At 61.9% G+C, this 18,219-nt stretch carries 10 protein-coding genes; 1 reads left to right on the forward strand and 9 read right to left on the reverse strand.

The window, feature by feature from the left end; genetic code table 11:
* Positions 1 to 18 precede the first annotated feature (18 nt).
* A complete protein-coding gene (locus J4G38_RS17750; protein ID WP_226163232.1) occupies positions 19 to 177 on the forward strand; it encodes a transposase in 159 nt (52 codons plus the stop codon).
* Positions 178 to 190: 13 nt separating this feature from the next.
* Here J4G38_RS17750 and J4G38_RS17755 read toward each other — a convergent pair whose 3' ends face one another.
* From J4G38_RS17755 to J4G38_RS17795, 9 genes are all read right to left on the reverse strand, one after another.
* Entirely contained in the window at positions 191 to 1,330 is a 1,140-nt protein-coding gene (locus J4G38_RS17755; protein WP_226163523.1) for an endo-1,4-beta-xylanase, read from the reverse strand.
* A 312-nt stretch (positions 1,331 to 1,642) separates the two neighbouring features.
* Complete coding sequence (gene tkt / locus J4G38_RS17760) at positions 1,643 to 3,712, reverse strand: transketolase (protein WP_210521816.1); 2,070 nt, start codon at positions 3,710 to 3,712, stop codon at positions 1,643 to 1,645.
* Positions 3,713 to 3,890: 178 nt separating this feature from the next.
* Positions 3,891 to 5,222 (reverse strand): xylose isomerase, encoded by a 1,332-nt coding sequence (xylA, locus tag J4G38_RS17765; protein ID WP_210521815.1) that lies wholly within the window; start codon positions 5,220 to 5,222, stop codon positions 3,891 to 3,893.
* A gap of 96 nt (positions 5,223 to 5,318) precedes the next feature.
* A complete protein-coding gene (locus J4G38_RS17770) occupies positions 5,319 to 6,818 on the reverse strand; it encodes a xylulokinase (protein ID WP_210521814.1) in 1,500 nt (499 codons plus the stop codon).
* A gap of 189 nt (positions 6,819 to 7,007) precedes the next feature.
* Positions 7,008 to 9,185 carry a glycoside hydrolase family 3 N-terminal domain-containing protein gene (locus J4G38_RS17775; RefSeq protein ID WP_226163525.1) on the reverse strand — a complete coding sequence of 726 codons (2,178 nt, stop codon included), beginning with the start codon at positions 9,183 to 9,185 and terminating at the stop codon, positions 7,008 to 7,010.
* A gap of 118 nt (positions 9,186 to 9,303) precedes the next feature.
* Positions 9,304 to 11,274 carry a sialate O-acetylesterase gene (locus J4G38_RS17780; protein WP_210521812.1) on the reverse strand — a complete coding sequence of 657 codons (1,971 nt, stop codon included), beginning with the start codon at positions 11,272 to 11,274 and terminating at the stop codon, positions 9,304 to 9,306.
* Between the two features lie 82 nt (positions 11,275 to 11,356).
* Positions 11,357 to 12,976, reverse strand: a complete 1,620-nt coding sequence (locus J4G38_RS17785) for a GH35 family beta-galactosidase (RefSeq protein WP_226163527.1) — start codon at positions 12,974 to 12,976, stop codon at positions 11,357 to 11,359.
* Positions 12,977 to 13,140: 164 nt separating this feature from the next.
* Positions 13,141 to 14,910 carry a RagB/SusD family nutrient uptake outer membrane protein gene (locus J4G38_RS17790; protein WP_210521811.1) on the reverse strand — a complete coding sequence of 590 codons (1,770 nt, stop codon included), beginning with the start codon at positions 14,908 to 14,910 and terminating at the stop codon, positions 13,141 to 13,143.
* A 125-nt stretch (positions 14,911 to 15,035) separates the two neighbouring features.
* Positions 15,036 to 18,182 carry a SusC/RagA family TonB-linked outer membrane protein gene (locus J4G38_RS17795; RefSeq protein WP_210521810.1) on the reverse strand — a complete coding sequence of 1,049 codons (3,147 nt, stop codon included), beginning with the start codon at positions 18,180 to 18,182 and terminating at the stop codon, positions 15,036 to 15,038.
* Positions 18,183 to 18,219: the final 37 nt, after the last annotated feature.

An 18,219-nucleotide genomic window follows, 5' to 3' on the forward strand; every position in this document is an offset into this window, starting at 1 on the left:
AAAAAAAATCGGACGCAAGTGATTGAGCACAACGAAGAAGTCTACAAAAATCGTAACCAAATCGAACGCTGCTTCAACCGCCTCAAGCGGTTTCGGGGCCTCGCTTCACGCTACGAAAAGAACGCCAGCACCTTTCTGGCAATGGTCACCCTCGGAGCCATCCTGATGTGGCTTTAATTGTTTACACGTCCTAGAACTTCACCACCTCATAAAAGGCCTTTTTCGGCTTCAGCTGCTGGTCAAACAACAGCGGGTAGTTCTTCCGGCCGGCCACCGGGTAGGTATCCAGCCAGGTATATCTGTCCGAAATATTCCAGAACGTCACGCCCGTCAGCACATTTTTGTAGTCGCGGAACGTGTTGAACACCATGCGGTATTTCTCGGCTTGCTGCTGCTCCATGGTCGGCGTGTAGGCATCTGCTTCGCCGGGGCGCTTCTCGCGCCGGCTCTTCTCCCAGGGGTAAATCGACACGTCCAGCTCGGTTATCTGCACCTTCAGGCCCAGCGAGGCAAACCGCTCGATGGTGGCCCGCAGCTCCTTTTGCGTGGGCTCCTGCAACGACCAATGCGCCTGCAAGCCCACCGCGTCAATCGGGACTTTGGCGTCCCTGAGCTTCTTGAGCAGGCGGTACACCCGCTCGCGTTTTTCGGGGCGCTCGGTGTTGTAGTCGTTGTAGAACAGCACGGCCTTGGGGTCGGCCGCGTGAGCGTATTCGAAGGCTTTGGCGATGAAATCCTCGCCGCAGATTTTGTACCAGTCCGAATTGCGCAGAAACTGCGTGCTGTCGTCGGCAATGGCTTCGTTCACCACGTCCCAGGCGTAGATTTTGCCCTTGTAACGCTTCACCACGGTATCGATGTGGTCGTGCAGGCGCCTGAGCAGCACCCCTTTGCTCACAACAGAGCCATCGGCATTCTTGAAAAGCCACTTGGGCGTTTGCTCGTGCCAGCACAGATTATGGCCGCGCACCCGCAGCGCATGCACCTGGGAGAAATTCACAATCTGGTCGGCATCATCCCAGAAATAACGGTTTTCCTCGGGGTGAATGGGGCCCATCTTCATGGCATTCTCCGGCGTCAGGCTGTTGAACTGCTGAATAATCAGCGACGCTTCCGGGCCTTTCAACGATGAAGGGCCGATGGCCACACCAATAGGAAAATAGGCCTTGTAGTAGTCTTTCAGCCCCTTATCCGTTGCAATTGGCACCGCTTGGGCATGCGCCAGCGCCGTAACATCGTAGCGGCTGTTGAGCACGCCGAGGCCGGCCATCAGCAGGCCGCCCAGCACCAGGCGGCGGAGTGGGGTGGCAAAGAGAATGGTTTGCAGCATAGCAGCGAAGTGAGGGTAGGTATGTCGATAAAAGAACGCCGGACAGCGCCCCTGATTCTCAAAAAAAAGCCCATGAATGGCCTCGCCGATGCCCCATTCAAGGGTCACCAACAAGGTCATTCATGGGCATCGTATCATGGCCGGCTTGCCACTGCCAGCGCAAAGGCCAGCCAAAGGCGGCGACTGGTTAGCCGTCGAAAAATCAGGGAATTGCGCACGGGTGGGATTGGTTGCGGGTGGTCAGTTTTTATAACTTGCAGGGATGCAGTAGCGCAGCGCCCGGTAGCCTCCCGGCCGCCCGCAACGCCCCGCCTAGTTGCCTTTGGCTACTACTTGCTTTTTCTCTACTTTTTCTTCCTCGGGATGGCCGGCCAGCACGGCCTTGGCCCGCTTCACCACATTCGCCACGGTGAAACCGAATTTCTCGAACAGCAATTCGGCCGGCGCCGAAGCGCCGAAGCGGTTCATGGCCACGACGCCGCCCTCGTCGGTCGTGTATTTGTGCCAGCCGATGGGCGAGCCCGCCTCAATGGCCAGCCGCTTGCGCACGCTGGGCGGCAATACCGTTTCGCGGTAAGCTTTGTCCTGATGCTCAAACAATTCCCAGCTCGGCATGCTCACCACGCGGGTAGGGGTACCGTCTTTTTCAAGCACTTTTTGGGCTTCCATGGCCAGGGCCACCTCCGAGCCGGTGGCCACGAAGATGAACTCCGGCTGGCCGCCCTGGGCCTCGCTCAGAATGTAGGCGCCTCTGGGCACGCCCTCGCGGGCCGAGCCGAGCTTGGTCTGGTCGAGAATGGGCAGTTTCTGGCGCGAAAACACGAGCACGACCGGCGATTTCGGCGTGGTCATGGCAATGCGCCAGGCTTCGGTGCTTTCGTTGGCATCGGCGGGGCGCAGCACCACGATGTTGGGAATGCTGCGCAGGGCCAGCACCTGCTCGATTGGCTGGTGCGTGGGGCCGTCCTCGCCCAGCCCGATGCTGTCGTGGGTGAACACGAACGTGGCCGTGCTCTCGGACAGCGCCGTGAGGCGGATAGCTGCCCGCATGTAGTCACTGAATGTGAGGAAGGTGCCGCCGTAGGTGCGCAGGCCGCCGTGGTGGGCAATGCCGTTCATGGCCGCGCCCATGGCGTGCTCACGCACCCCAAACCATACGTTGCGGCGCTCCAGGTGCAGCGGCTGGAAGCTGTCGTCGCCCGACTTATCCATCTCGTTGCTGGTGGCCAAATCGGCCGAGCCGCCGAACATGAACGGCACCGATTTCTTAAGGACATCCAACGCTTTGCCCGAGGCCTGGCGGGTGGCCAGCTCGCCATCGGCGGGCGTGTACACGGGCAGGTCTTTGTCCCAGCCTGCGGGCAGCTTGCCATCGAAGGAGAGCTTGAACATCTCAGCATCGGCCTTGAATTCCTTGGCGTAGGCGGCAAAGTCCTTTTCCCACTGCTTTTGCAGCTCCGCCCCTTTCAGGCCGGGCTGCCTGAGGTGCTCGTATACTTCGGCCGGCACCTGGAACGACTGCTCGGGGTCGAAGCCGTAGAACTTCTTGGTGGCCTTCACATTGTCTGGTCCCAGCGCGCTGCCGTGCGATTTGCTGCTGCCCGCCAGCGGCGAGCCGAAGCCGATAATCGTGCGCACCGCGATAATCGACGGCCGGTCCTTCACCGACTGCGCCACCCGAATGGCATTCTCAATTTCGTCGAGGCTGTTGCCGTCCTGCACGTGCTGCGTGTGCCAGTAGTAGGCATCGAAGCGCTGCATGGGGTTTTCGGTGTAGGCGAAACTGGTGGGGCCGTCGAGCGAGATTTTGTTGTCGTCGTACAGGTAAATCATCTTGCTCAGCTGCAAGTGGCCGGCCAGCGAAGCCGCCTCCGAGGCAATGCCTTCCATCAGGTCGCCGTCGCTCACCAGCACGTAGGTGTAGTGGTCCTGCACCGGCGCGTGGCCCTCTTTGTTGTAGAGCGCGCCGAGGTGCGCCTCCGCCATGGCCATGCCGAGGCCGTTGGCAAAGCCCTGGCCCAGCGGACCGGTGGTTACTTCCACGCCGGCTGTGATGTGCGACTCCGGATGGCCCGGCGTCTTGGAATCGAGCTGCCGGAACTGCTTCAGGTCATCGAGCGACAAGTCGTAGCCGTACAGGTGCAACAGGCTGTACAGCAGCGCCGAGCCGTGCCCGGCCGATAGCACAAACCGGTCCCGGTTGGGCCACTTCGGGTCTTGCGGGTTGAAGCGCAGGAAGCGCGACCACAGCACGTAGGCCATGGGCGCGGCGCCCAACGGCAGGCCGGGGTGACCGGAATTGGCTTTCTGCACCATATCGACTGACAGCAGCCGGATGGTATTGACGCTCAGTTCGTCAATGGATACTTGGGGGTTGCTCATAAAGCTCTGTTCGTTAGAAAACTTCTCCGGCCAGCTGCGTCACTGTTCCCACCATTCCGCAGCCGGCCGGTTCCGTTTTCGATTAGTAATGAGAAGGAGGCCTGTGCTTAGAGTACCGGGTGGGCAGTATTCCACTCCAACTTACTCCAACCAGTCGCTACTTGTTCTCAATAGGGGGCTAGATGTACTGGTTGATGATGCTTTCCAGCCACTCCTGCTTGCCGCTGCGCGGCGTGGGCTCGCCCGATTTGTGGGCAATAGTGCGCAGGTCTTCCAGCGTCAATTGGCCTTTTTCGAAGGCTGCGCCTTCGCCCGAATCAAACGAGGCGTAGCGCTCGGTGCGGAATTTCCTGTAGGCCGATTTTTCCAGGATGGCATCGGCCGTGACCAAGGCGCGGGCGAAGGTGTCCATACCGGCGATGTGGGCGATGAAAATATCCTCCAAATCGGTCGAGTTGCGGCGCGTTTTGGCGTCGAAGTTGATGCCGCCCTGGGTGATGCCCCCGGCTTCGAGGATGATGAGCATCGACTCGGTTATCTCGTTCAGGTTGTTGGGGAATTGGTCGGTATCCCAGCCGTTCTGGTAGTCGCCGCGGTTGGCATCCATGCTGCCGAGCATGCCGGCGTCGGCGGCCACCTGCAGCTCGTGCTGGAAGGTGTGGCCGGCCAGCGTGGCGTGGTTCACTTCGAGGTTCAGCTGGAAATCGTTCTCCAGGCCGTGCTCTTTCAGGAAGCCGATGACGGTAGCGGCATCGAAATCGTACTGGTGCTTGGTGGGCTCGGCCGGCTTGGGCTCGATGAAGAACTTGCCGGTGAAGCCCTGCTGGCGGGCGTAGTCGCGGGCCATGGTCAGGAAGCGGGCCATGTGGGCCTGCTCGCGCTTCATGTCGGTGTTCAAGAGGGTCATGTAGCCCTCGCGGCCGCCCCAGAACACGTAGTTTTCGCCGCCCAGCGCGATGGTGGCATCGATGGCATTTTTCACCTGCGTGGCCGCGTGGGCCACCACCTGAAAGTCGGGGTTGGTGCTGGCCCCGTTCATGTAGCGCGGGTTCGAAAATACGTTGGCCGTGCCCCAGAGCAGCTTCACGCCGCTTTCCTGCTGGTGCTGCTTCACGTAGTCCACCACGGTGGCGAGGTTGCGCTCGTACTCGCTCAACGACGAGCCTTCTTCCACGAGGTCAATGTCATGGAAGCAATAATAGGGCGTGCCGAGCTTGGTGAAGAACTCAAACGCCGCGTCCGCCTTGTCCTTGGCGCGGCCGACAATTTCGTGGTGCGAATCCCAGGCAAATTTCTTGGTGCCGGGGCCGAACGGGTCGCCGCCGGTGCCCACAAACGTGTGCCAGTAGGCCGTGGCGAAGCGCAGGTACTCCTTCATGGTCTTGCCGGCCACCACGCGGTTTTCGTCGTACCATTTAAACGCCAGCGGGTTATCCGATTCGCGGCCTTCGTAGCGAATGGTGTCGATGCCCGTAAAAAATTCTGTTTTCGAAAGCGTGTTGCTAGACATGAGATAAGGTGGTTGGTTGGGGAAAGTATTTGTTGTCAGTTCTTGGTGGTGAGTTGTTCGTCATTTGTTATTGGTTGCCAGTATCGGGGAATTATTTCACTGAAAACTAACAACCGACAACTCTTTAGGTAAAGCGTCTTGCCAGCGGGTGTAGGCCGTCTGATACTGTTCGCGGAGCGCCTCGGTGGGCTCCACGGTCAGTATGCGTTCGAGGCCACCGAAGGCTTCGGCCGGACCGGCGTATACGCCGGCGCCGATGCCCGCGCCGCGCGCCGCGCCCTGGGCCGCGTCGGTGTTGTAGAGTTCCAGTGTCACGTTGCCGGCGTTCACGAAAGCTTCGCGGAATACGGGGCTGAGGAACATGTTGGCGTTGCCGGCGCGCACGGTGCGCACCTGCACGCCCATCTGGCGCATGATGTTCATGCCGTAAATCAGGGCGAACACGATGCCCTCCTGGGCGGCGCGCAGCAAGTGCGCCTGGCTGTGAATGTTGAAGTTCAGGCCGTGCAGCTCAGCATCGGTGGGGCGGTTTTCGAGGATGCGCTCGGCCCCGTTGCCAAAAGGCAGGAAAACCAGGCCCTCGGCGCCCACGGGGGCTTGCGCGGCGCGGCGGTTCATCTCGTCGTAGGGCATTTCGCCCACTATTTTGCGCAGCCAGCTGTTGAGAATGCCGGTGCCGTTCATGCACATCAGCACGCCGTTGCGGGGCTGCGCGGCCGTGTGGTTGACGTGCACGAAGGCATTCACGCGCGAGGCCGGGTCGGAAGCCGGCGCATCCGTGATGCCGTACACCACGCCCGACGTGCCGGCCGTGGCCGCGATTTCGCCGGGGTTCAGCACGTTGAGGGAGAAGGCGTTGTTGGGCTGGTCGCCGGCCCGGTAGCTGATGGGGGTGCCGGCCGTGAGGCCCAGCTCCTGCGCGGCTTCGGCATTCAAATGGCCCTGCACCGAGAAGGTGTCCACCACCTCGGGCAGCAGGTCGGCGCTGATGCCGTAGTAGTCGAGCAGCTCCTGGGCGACGGCCTGCTTCTTAAAATTCCAGAACACGCCTTCCGACAGGCCCGACACGGTGGTTTGCAGCCGGCCGCTCAGCTTGAAGGCGATGTAGTCGCCGGGCAGCTGAATCTTGTGAATCCGGGCGTAAATCCCGGGCTCGTTTTCGCGCACCCACTTCAGTTTGGACGCGGTAAAATTGCCGGGCGAATTCAGGAAATTCTCCAGGCAATATTCCTCGCCCAGCTCGGCGAAAGCCTGGTTGCCGAGGTCCACAGCGCGGCTGTCGCACCAGATGATGGCGGGGCGCAGCACCTTGCCGTCCTTGTCCACCAGCACGAGGCCGTGCATCTGGTAGGTGATGCCGATGCCGGCCACGAGGTCGGGGTCGAAGCCGTAATCGGCTTTGAGCTGAGCGGTGGCGTTCACGCATTCCTGCCACCAGCGCTCGGGGCGCTGCTCGGCCCAGCCGGCCTGGGGCACGCTGATTTCCATTTCCTGCCTGGGGGAAATGGCCGTGGCCACGGCCTTGCCGGTGGCAATGTCAAGCAGCGAAGCTTTGATAGAAGAGCTACCGATGTCGTAGCCGAGGAGGTATTTCATAGTTGGATAGGCAGATTCATTTTGAGAAATTGAACGTCGTGCTGAGCTTGTCAAAGCATCTCGCTCGCGCCGCCTGACGCCGGAACCTCACCCCCGGCCCCTCTTCCGCGAAGAGGGGAGCCGGATGAAGCGGTAGAGATGCTTCGGCGGCGCGGACGCCAGATGAGCAGGACGTTCTGGTTTTATTATTTACTTAATCGTGAGCAAAGCCGAGGCGGCCGGACTGGCCCCCAGCGCCACGCTGCGGGCACCGGGCAGCGAGCCGCCCACCCACACCGTGACCGGCCCGGTGGCAGCCACCAACTTGCCCTGGGCACTCACTAACGCCAGCATTTCCGGCGTGAGCGTGAACTTGACCGTGGTGCTGGCCCCCGGCGCGAGCTTTACGCGCTTGAAATTTTTCAGGGCAAAGAGCGGCGTTTGAGCGCCCTTCACGGGCGGGTGCGTGAGGTAGAGCTGCACAACTTCCTCGCCTTCCACCTTGCCGGAATTGGTGACGGTGGCGGTGACTTCGACGGGCTTGTTTTTGGCGATTTTCGAACCAGCCAGTTTCACCGCGGGGTAGGTGAATTTGGCGTAGCTCAGGCCGTAGCCGAAGGGGTAGAGCGGCGCGGCGCTCATGTAGCGGTAGGTGCGGCCGGCCATGTGGTAGTCCTCGTAGGCGGGCAGCTGGTCGAGGCTTTTCGGGAAGGTGATGGGCAGCTTGCCGGAGGGCGAGACTTTGCCAAACACCACGTCGGCCACGGCGTTGCCGCCTTCCTCGCCGGGGTACCAGGCCAGCACCACGGCATCGCAGAGCTCGTGCACTTCGGCCAGGTTCATCGGGCTGCCGCCGGTGATGATGGCAATAATGGGTTTGGTATTGTTTTCGCGCAATTTCCTGAGGAAGTCAATCTGGTTTTTGGGCAGGTTGTAGTCGAGCCGGTCGCCGAAGGTAGGCGAGGCGATGGACTCGCCCTCCTCCCCTTCCAACAGTCCGGTAATGCCCAGCACCACAAACGTAGCATCGGAAACGCGGGAACTGCTGCTCACCCAGTCGATGGTGTTGGCATTGGGCCGGTCGAGCATGGCCCCCTGGCGGTACTGCACCTGGCTGCCGGGCTGCACGCCGCCCACAATGCCTTCGAGGATGGTTTTCATCTCGGGGTTCACGCCGTAGTAATTGCCGAGCAGGGCGTCGAGGTTGGCGGCATTGGGGCCGCACACAAAGTATTTGGATAGGTCGTTGCGCAGCGGCAGCACGCCGTTGTTCTTCAGCAGCACGATGGACTTTTGGGCGGCTTCGCGGGCCAGGGCGCGGTTAGCGGCGCTGTTGATGACTTCGGGACCGAGCTTGTCGTACGGACTGCCGCCCTGAGGGTCGAGCAGGCCGAGCTTGAACTTGGTGCGGAGCAGGATGGCCAACGAGCTGTCCATCCTGGCCTCGGTGGTGAGGCCTTTTTTGACGGCTTCGGGCAGGCTGGGGTATACGCTGCCGCAGTTCAGGTTCACGCCGCGGTCCAGGGCTAGGGCGGCGGCTTCGGCGGGCGTTTTCACAACTTTATGGCCCTCGTAGAAATCGACCAATGCCCAGCAGTCGCTCACAATGTGGCCTCTGAAGCCCCACTGCTGGCGCAGCACGTCGTGCAGCAGGTATTGGTTGCCGCAGCAGGGCTCGCCGTTGGTGCGGTTGTAGGCGCACATCACGGCTTCCACTTTGGCATCGACCAATTGGTGAAAAGCCGGCAGGTAGGTTTCCCACAAATCCTGGGGCGTGGGCTCGGCGTTGAAGACGTGACGCAGGCGCTCGGGGCCGCTGTGCACGGCGAAGTGCTTGGCGCAGGCCGCTACCTTCAGGTGGCGCGGGTCGTCGCCCTGCAGGCCCTGCACGAAGGCCACGCCCATGCGGCCGGTGAGGGTGGGGTCTTCGCCGTAGGTTTCCTGGCCCCGGCCCCAGCGCGGGTCGCGGAAGATGTTGATGTTGGGCGTCCAGAACGTGAGGCCGCTGTACTGCTGGCGGTAGCCCTTGGCTACGGCCGCGTTGTAGGAAGCGCGGGCCTCATCGGAAATGGCGGTGGCCACGCGCCTAGCCAGGTCGTCGTCGAACGTCGCGCCCAGCCCGATGGCCTGCGGGAACACCGTGGCCGCGCCGGCCCGGCCCACGCCGTGCAGGGCTTCGTTCCACCAGTTGTAGGCAGGGATATTCAGGCGCTCGATGGCCTTGCTGCTGTACATCATCTGGTCGGCCTTCTCCTCAATGGACAGTTTGGAGATGAGGTCGTTGACGCGGGCGTTGATGGGTTGGGCGGGGTCGAGAAACAGGGCGGTTTGGGCGGTGGCGGCGTGGGCTATAAAAAGCAAGGTGAACAGCCAGACGTAGCGCCTCACCCCCTCTCCAGAAGAGAGGGGGGCCGACCGATTTTCAACCTGCGCATAACCGGTATCCCCTCTCCTTTTCGGAGAAGGGGTCAGGGGGTGAGGCGACCCGGCCGCACGATAAAATAATCTACAGAAGCGCATCGGCAGCAGTCGTAAAAGTGGAAGTGGGCAGGCCCTCCTTGTTGTATAGATTCGCGCCTTCGGGGTTGTCGGCCCAGGCGTAGCGCACCATGGTGGGGTTGGGCACCTGCTCGCTCCAGACTACCACTTTGTTGCCCTCAATCTTCGCCTGGGCCCACACGAACTTCTTGTCCGGTCCCGCCACGGCGAAGCCAGTCAGCGGCCCGCTACCTTTTGCCACTAAGCCGCTGCCGATGCTCCTGAAGCTGAGTGTCGCCTTATTGCCAGCCACTTGCATGGACTGGTAGAGCGGGCCGGAGGAAACCAGCTTGCTTTCGCCGTAGGCCACTTTTTCGGCGGCCAGGGCCAGGCGGTGGCCGGGCGTTTGCTTGTCGAGCGGGTGAATATCATTCCACTCGCCCACGTCCAGCAGCACGGCCATACCGGTGTAGGGCAGGGCCAGCCCGCGCCGCTGAATGTCGCGCGCCTGGGCCCAGCCGCTTTCCGACGGCTCCATTTTCGCTAGCATGAAATTCGGCAGCTGCGCGTAGATGAAGGGTAAATCGGGCCGCTGGAAGCTCTTGCGCCAGTCGGTAATCATGCCGTTGAAAAGGGCCTGGTAATCGCCCGTCCGCCCCGCATTCGATTCGCCCTGGTACCACAGCACGCCCTTGATGGCGTAGGGCAGCACCGGCGCAATCATGCCATTAAACAAACCGCCGGGCTGGTATTGGAACGTAGTTGAGCCCGGGGTAGGCGCGGCCGCGGTGCCCAGCTGGTACTGCCAGGGCCCACGCAAATCCAGCGTCTGGCCGCCGGCCGTGAGCTGATACTTTTTTTCCATCGTGAAACCGCCGCGTCCACCGTTGCTGATGATGCGCACCGTCACCACGTTTCGGCCCGGCTTCAGTACATCCGGCCCAAAATCGTACTTGCGGGGCGGGTACTGGTATCCGGTCGTGCCCACTAGTCGGCCATTGATATAGGTGGAGTCAGCATCGACGAGGGTGCCCAGCTCCAGGCGGGCGGGCTTGCCCGCCATGCCGGCCGGCACCTCTATTTCTTTGCGAAACCACACCACGCCATTCACCGGGCCCAGCTCGCCATCGGCCCAATAGCCGGGAACCGGCATGGTTTTCCAGTCGGTCTGGGCGTATGTGATTGCATACCATGGTGTTTGACCGGGCGATTCGCCCTTGTCGGCCTGGTGCAGCTGGCGGTACCAGCTGCCAATGGCGGCCTGCTCCTTTTGCCTGATGCCGGCCACGGCGGCGCTGTCGCGGTAGGGTGCCACCTGCTGCTCGTATTTCGGAAACTGCTTCAGCGCATCAGCACTCAGCCACGCTTCGGCGGGCGAGCCGCCCACGGCGTCTTTAACGATGCCCACCGGCACCTGGTATTTGGCGTTGATTTCCCTGGCAAAAAAGTAGGCCACGGCCGAAAACCGGAGCACGCTCTGCGGGTCGGCGGCCACCCACTTGCCGCCGGTCACGTCGGCTTTGGGCTGGGTGAAGGCGTAGCTCATAGGCACTTCGTATTGGCGGATGCGCGGGTTGGCGGCCTGGGCGATGACGTCGGGGTACTTGTCGCGCAGGCGGCTCATGGGCGTTTCCATATTCGACTGGCCCGAGCACAGCCACACGTCGCCCACCAGGATGTTCTTCACCGCCAGCTGGTTGCTGGCCTTGATGTTCATCTCGAAAGGCCCGCCGGCCTTCAGGTGCGCGAGCTTCACGGTCCACTTGCCATCGGGGCCGGTGGTGGCCGGGTAGGTTGTGCCCAGGAAGCTCACCGCCACGGCTTCGCCGGGCCGGGCCCAGCCCCACACGCGCACGTCGGCGTCGCGCTGCAGCACCATGCCGTCGCTCACCAGGTGCGGCAGGCGCACCTGAGCCTGGGCTACCGGGGCAAGTAGCAGGCCACCAGCGGCCAGTGGGCCAGCGGCTAAACGAAACGGGTGAAGAAATGTGCGAAGCATCGGATGGAGAGGAAACTGAGAATCTGGAGGAACTGTAAAATCAGAACGTCATGCCTCGGCTGCGCTCGGCATGACGTTCTGATTAGTAGGCATAAAGCTTGACGTGCTGGATACTGTATTCGCCGCCGGCCACGCGAACGTGGCGGCCCTGGTGGTCCTGGTCGCCGTTCATGCGGCGGCCGGGCAGCCACTTTTCGTTTTCGAAATGGCCTTCGTCCACGCTCAGGTAGCCGGCGCGCTTGCCTTTGGCGTTAGGTTCGGCGGTGAGGACGAGACCGGTACCGACCACGTAGAACTCGTCGGGCGCCACGGCGATGATGAGGCCGCCGCCGGGGCTCCATTCGGCTTTTTTGGAGCCCATCGACCAGCCCAGCGCGAATTCGTGCCTGGCGGTGAAGCGGTAGTCGCCCAGCGTGAAGACGCGGGCGGCCGAGTCTTTTTGCAGCAGGAAACCACGCACCTGGCCGGCCGGCTGGTACTTGCCCAGCAGGAAAGTCACCTGGCTCAGCAGCTCATAGGCTTTGCCGATGGGCGGCGATTTCAGGGTGTCGCTGCCCTCGATGGCGAAGGGCGAAAACGAGAGGCAGTTGTAGTGGCCGAAGGCGAAAAATGCCTTGGCATCGACGCCGTCCTCGAAGCGGATTTCGGGGATGAAGAGCGGGTTGTTGCCCCGCGTGTACAGGTCGCACCAGTGCTCGAAGTTGGGGTTGTAGAAGTCGGGGGCCAGCAGGTCGATATCCGGCGCGCCGGCCAGCCACACGTCCATAACGTGCGGGAGCGGGCCGGCGCTGGGGTACTTGCCGGGTGCTACGTTGGGGCGGTTCAGGGCGGCGTTCACGTACATCGGGAGGGGGTACACGGCTTTGCCGGCGGCGGTGATGGCGTTGGTGTAAGTGGCGAAAAACCAGGCCATGAAAATTTCATCAGTGGCCAGACTCTTGCCGAAAACCTCTTCCCAGGTGCCCTTGGTTTTGGCGCCCTGGCGCTGCCAGATGGCGGCAAATTCTGGTTTCAGGTTCTTCTTTTCACGCTGCAAATAGGTCAAAAGCGCCGCAGGGACTTGCTGCTTGAAAGCGGCATTGGCCTTCTCGTCGTAGCTGCGGGCGGTGGGCAGCATGCCGATTTCATTTTCCGCCTGCACGGTTATCACGGTGTGCTCCTGCCCGTCGGTGGCCTTGAGGTGCTGCATGAGCTGCACGAAGGCTTTGCGGTCGGCATCCAGGTTGCGGGGGTCGAAGGGCGTCATGATTTCCTGCGGCACGCCCTGGTCGTCCTGCACGCGGAGGAAGCATTTCCGGTCGGTTTTCACCCAGGCCGGGGCGTAGCACGACACGCTGTTTTTCCAGGCGCCGAACCACAGCAGCACCAGCTTCATCTGGTTTTTGCGGGCGTCGCGCAGCAGGTCGTCAATCAGCGTGAAATCGAACCGGCCTTCCTGCGGCTCCAGCAATTCCCAATACACCGGCGCGATGACGGTATTGAGGTGCTGGGCGCGCAGCCGGGGCCACACGGGCTGCATGTACGCCGTGCTGGAGGCGGTGGAGTTACCCAGCTCGCCGCCCAGCACGAAGTAGGGCTTTCCGTCGACCAATAGCTGCGTGCTCGCACCGGTTTTCACCAGGCGCGGCAGGTTGTTCTGCGCCTGCGCTCCCCGGAAACCCAGGAAAAACAGACACGAAAGCAGGAGGAATTTGTGTAGCAAGGAAGCTAATGGTCAAGAGTATCGGAAATAAGATAAAACGTCATGCTGAGCGCAGGCCAAGCATCTCGAGTGCTACCACTAATCAAAACCGTTTTCACGGTTGAGTTACTACCACACGCGAGATGCTTCGACTTCGCTCAGCATGACGTTCTTCTACTTAGCTACTAGTAGCCGGTGTTCTGGGTGATTTTGCCGCTGGTGCGGTCAATCTCGGTCTGCGGAATCGGCCGCAGGACGTGGAAAGGCTTGATGTTGGTAGCCGCATTAGAGCCGTAGTTACCACCAGCCGTGAAGCCGGTACCGGCCGCGCGGGTCACCAGCGGCGGCGAGATAGCGGGATTCTGCACCCGCACGAGCAGCTGGCCGGTGCGCTTCAGGTCGTACCAGCGGGCAAACTCGCCGCAAAGCTCCCGCATCCGCTCATCCAGAATGAAGTTGAGATTTACCTGAGCACTGGTAATTTCCATTTGCGTGGTCTTGCCAGCAGCCGCAGCCCGCCGACGAACCACGTTGATGTAGTCGCGGGCCTGGGCCACATTGCCCAGGTAGAAATAGGCCTCGGCGGCCACCAGATAGGTTTCGGCCAAACGGTAGATGATGTTGGGCCGGGTCGAGAAACCGTTCACCGACGTGCGGTTGCGGCTGTCAAACTTGTTGAGCGTCGGGAAATATTCCGTGGTGTACTGGTTGGGCTGAATCACCACGTAAGGAGCAGGCGTACGGGCGGCAATCTGGGCCAGGCGGGCCGCCGAGAGCTGACGGCCGGGGTACCAGGCCGCCGTGTCGCCCACCACGGCCCGGCTGACCCCGGCGTTGGCGCCGGGCGAGTTCACCCGGTACACCGTCGTGAACCACTTGTTGTAGCGGGTGTCGGTGGTGCGCAGCGTGGCGCCGGATTCCAGCGGGTTGCCGCTGGCATCGGTCAGGATGAACGAGTTTTCGAGGAAGTACGTGGGTACGTGGCGGGCAAAGGGCCGGCCGTTGTTGATGTCGCGCGCCATGTTCGGCAGTTTGTCATACCGGCTGCGGTATTGGAAGCCCAGCACGTTTTCGCCCCCAAAGGTGAAGCCGTCGATGCGGTTAAACGTCGCGTCACCACTGAACTGGGCAGTGAAAAGCACTTCTTTGCCGTTCTCATTGCCTTCGGCAAACACGGTAGCCGGGTCGGTTTCCAGCCCCACGGCGTAGCGGGCCTGGTTGTCGATTAGCTCTTTGGCGTACTGCGCGGCCAGCGTATAGTCCGCGTTAGCGCCCGCCGGAATGGCCGTAGCGCGGGTCAGGTACACTTTAGCCAGCAGGTGCAGGGCCGTGGCGCGCGTCACGCGGCCGGGCTGGGCGGGCCGGTCGGCAATCGTGGCCAGTGATTCCGTCAGGTCTTTGATGATGGTGGTGTACACATCGGCCATGGGAGCCCGCACAATGTCCTTGGTGGGCGCATCCACGAAGTTCAGCATCAGCGGCACGTCGCCGAAGTCCTGCACGAGGACGAAGTAGTACTGCGCCCGCAGCAGCTTGGTTTCGGCAAGCAGCTGCGTGAGGCGAGCCGGCGCGATGCCGGTAGCCGCCGGGCCGTACTGCAGCACGCCGTTGGCATTGTTAATCTCCTGGTAGCACACGGTCCAGATAAAGGAGTGCGACCCGTCGTTGACCGGCGTGAGGGCATTGTTGTCGTAGTCGCTCAGCCCGCTGCTGGCCGAAATGCCGGTCGTCCATTCGTCGGTACCGGCTTCGGTGGTGAAGGTGCCCGAGTCGTTGCCGTAAATCTGGCGCAGGCCCGAGTACACCCCGGTTACCCCCGCCTCCACCCCTTGCGGGGTTTGCAGGAAGGCCGGCGTGAGGACCGACTGCGGGGTTTCGTCCAGAAAGTTTTTATTGCAGCTCGTGGCCGACAGCAGGAGAGCCGTACCCAGCGTAGCTATTACTATTTTTTTCATATCGAAGGAGCGCCGTGCGCTGAAAAATTGAGTGGTGGGTAGGATGTCTTTAGTTATCAGCTGCCGGTTGTTAGTTGCCGGTTATCAATCAAAATCAAATAGCTGACTAACAACTGACAACTAACTTAAAAGCCCAGGTTGATACCGGCGATGAAGGACCGCGTGACCGGGTAGTTGTTGCCACCCTGGAACGAGATGTTAGCCGACGTAACGCCCTGCGACGAGTCGAAGCGCGACGAGTACGACAGCGCATCGGGGTCGATGGCTTTGTTGCGCTGGAAGTAGGCATCCTTGGCCCAGATGTAGGGGTTTTGCACCTGGATGTAGATGCGGGCCGAGCTCATGAAGGCCGACTTGGCCCAGGCGCCCGGCAGGGTGTAGCCCAGGTCGATGCTGCGCACCTTGATGAAGGTGCCGCTGTGGTAGCCCAGCGTCGAGCCGTAGGTCGGCCACTCGTTGGGACGGGTCGAGTTGTCGGGCTCGGGGTACTCGTTGCTGGGGTTGGTCGGCGTCCAGTAGTCGAAGTTCAGTTGGTTGCGGCGGCCGGTGTTGGTGGCGTAGTAGCTGGGGCCGAAGGAATACGGGTCCACCACGGTAGCGCCCACGCGGGTCAGGGCCACGATGGTCATGTCGAAGCCCATGAAGCGGAAGCGGTTGGTGAGGCCGGCCTCAAACTTGGGCTGGCGCGAGCCGACTACCTGGCGGTCGCTGCCGTCAATTTTCCCGTCGTTGTTCACGTCCTGCACTTTAATCTGGCCGGGCTTCGAGCCGTACTTCCGAGCCAGGTCGGCTTCCGAGGTTTGCCAGATGCCCAGCTTGTTGTAGTCGTAAATCACATAAAGCGGCTGGCCAATGAAGCGCTGGTTACCGATGTCATCGCGCACGCTGCCGTCGGTGTTGTACAGGTTCAGGTCGAGGACCCGCTCGCGGTTGACGGTGAAGTTCCAATCGGTGCTCCACTCAAAGCCGCCGGGGTTGGCGGAGCGCACGTTGGCCGTGGTGAGCGACAGCTCAAAACCCCGGTTCTGGGTCTGGCCCGCGTTGCGCACGAACGAGCCGTAGCCGCTGGCCGTGGGCAGGGCGTCGGGCAGCAGCAGGTCGCTGGTGCGCTGCTGGTACACTTCCACGCTGCCCGTGATGCGGTTGTTCAGGAACCCAAAGTCGAGGCCCACGTTGGCGGTGGTGGTGTATTCCCAGCCCAGGTTGGGGTTCGGAATGGTGCCCGGCACCACGCCCACCGCGCCGGTGGCGCCGTAGTTATAAGCCCCCTGGCCAATGCCGGTCAGCAGCGAGCCCTGCGTCTGGTAGGGGTTGATGGCGGTGCTGCCCACGCGGCCCAGGCTGGCCCGCAGCTTCAGCACGCTCAGCCATTCCTGGCCTTTCAGAAACGACTCGTTGGCAATGTTCCAGGCCACGGCGGCCGAGGGGAATTGCTTGTATTTGTTGCCAACGGCCAGGCGCGACGAACCGTCGATGCGCGAGGTCAGCGTGACCGAGTAGCGGTTATCGAACGAGTAGTTGATGCGGGCCATGTAGGACTCCAGCGCCCAATCAACGGGCTGCGTGGGGTTGTTGGTGCCCCGGGGAGTGCCCGCGCCCAGGTTGGTGTTCAGCTGGTAGTCGGCCAGGGTATTCTGCACCGTGGCCCCGAAACCATCGGTATGGAAGGTTTGCCGGCTGTAGAGAGCCGTCACGTTCAGGTCGTGCTTCTCGGCAAAGGTGCGGTTGTAGGTAAGAATGTTCTCAGCCAGCAGGTTGTAGGCCACCGCCGACGAGCTGGAGGCCGTGTTCACGCCACCGCCGTTTTGCGGAGTAATGGAGGCGTAGAAGGCGTCGTTGGCTTCGGTGCGGCCATCGAGGCCCACGTTGAGGCGATAATCCAGGCCTTTCAGGATGTTCACCTGCCCATACAGGCTGTTGAAGGTGCGCAGCCGGCGGCGGCGGTCCAGGTGCGCGTTCGGCGTGTACAGCGTGAGGGGGTTCGAGCCCGCGTTGTCGCCGTTCGGGTAGAGCACGAGCTGGCCGTCGGGGCCATAGGCCGAAGCCAGGGGGCTGGTGGTGATAATCTGGTTCAGGACGTTGACGTTCGGGTCCTGCTCCTGGGTGAACGAGTTCAGCGTGTTCACCCCGATTTTTACCCGGCCCCCGATTTTCTGGTCGAGGGTGCCGCGGAGCGAATAGCGCTGGAAGCGCTGCACGGGCACAATCCCTGTCTCGTCGTAATAGCCCAGCGAAGCCGAGTACTGCGTGTTGTCGGTGCCACCGCTCACGCCCAGCGAGTGGTTCTGGATGTGGCCCTTCTGCAGCAGCGTGCTTTGGTAGTCGGTCGTCTTGCCGGCGCTGTAGTTGGCCCGCTCATCCGTGGTCAGGAACGTGGGGGAAGCGGGGTCGTAGGTACCGGTGGCCGAGGCGGCCCGGTAGGCTTCGAGCTTATAGTTGTAGTACTGCTGCCCGTTTTGGATGTCGAATTTACCGTAGGCCTGCTTCGTGCCGTAGTAGCCGCTGTAGGTGGCTTTGGGCGCGCCGCTCTTGCCCCGGCGGGTGGTGATGAGGATAACGCCGTTGGCGCCGCGTGCCCCGTAAATGGCCGTCGAGGAGGCATCCTTGAGCACTTCTACCGAAGTCAGGTCATCGGGGTTCAGGTCGTTGAGGCTGCCGTCGTAGGGCACGCCGTCCACTACCAGCAGCGGGTCGTTCGAGCCCGAAAGCGAGCGGTTGCCCCGGATGCGGATGGTGGGCGCCTGGCCCGGCGAGGTGCCGTTGCTCGAAATCGTGATGCCCGCCGCGCGGCCTTGCAGGGCCTGGGCCACGTTGGCCACCGGCACGTCGTGCAGCGCCTTCTCATCTACCGACGAGATGGCGCCCGTTACCTGGCTCTTTTTCTGGGTACCGTAGCCCACCACCTGCACCTCGTTCAGGGACTGGGCTTCGCTGGCCAGTTTGGCATCGACGCGGCCCGACGTGCCCACGGGGAATTCCTTTTTCTCGTAGCCAATTGAGCTGACTACCAATGTGGTGACTCCTTCGGGCACATTCAGGCTGTATTCGCCGACTACGTTGGTGGTGGCGCCTACAGTCGTGCCCTTCACAATAACGGTCACGCCCGGCAGGGGCTCACCGGCTTCCGAAGTAACGGTGCCGGACACCGTGCGGCTGGCCTGGGCCCACGCTGCTGAGGGCAGCAGCCCACCCACGAGCAGCAGGACTGCCCCGATGAGTTGCACCCAGCGCCGAACCCGGCGGGGGGCATTTGGAAATAAAGGTACTTGCATGGCATTGAGTGGGTTTGGTGGTGGGTATGTAAAGTGA

This window comes from Hymenobacter terricola (assembly GCF_017921975.2).
GTDB lineage: Bacteria > Bacteroidota > Bacteroidia > Cytophagales > Hymenobacteraceae > Hymenobacter > Hymenobacter terricola.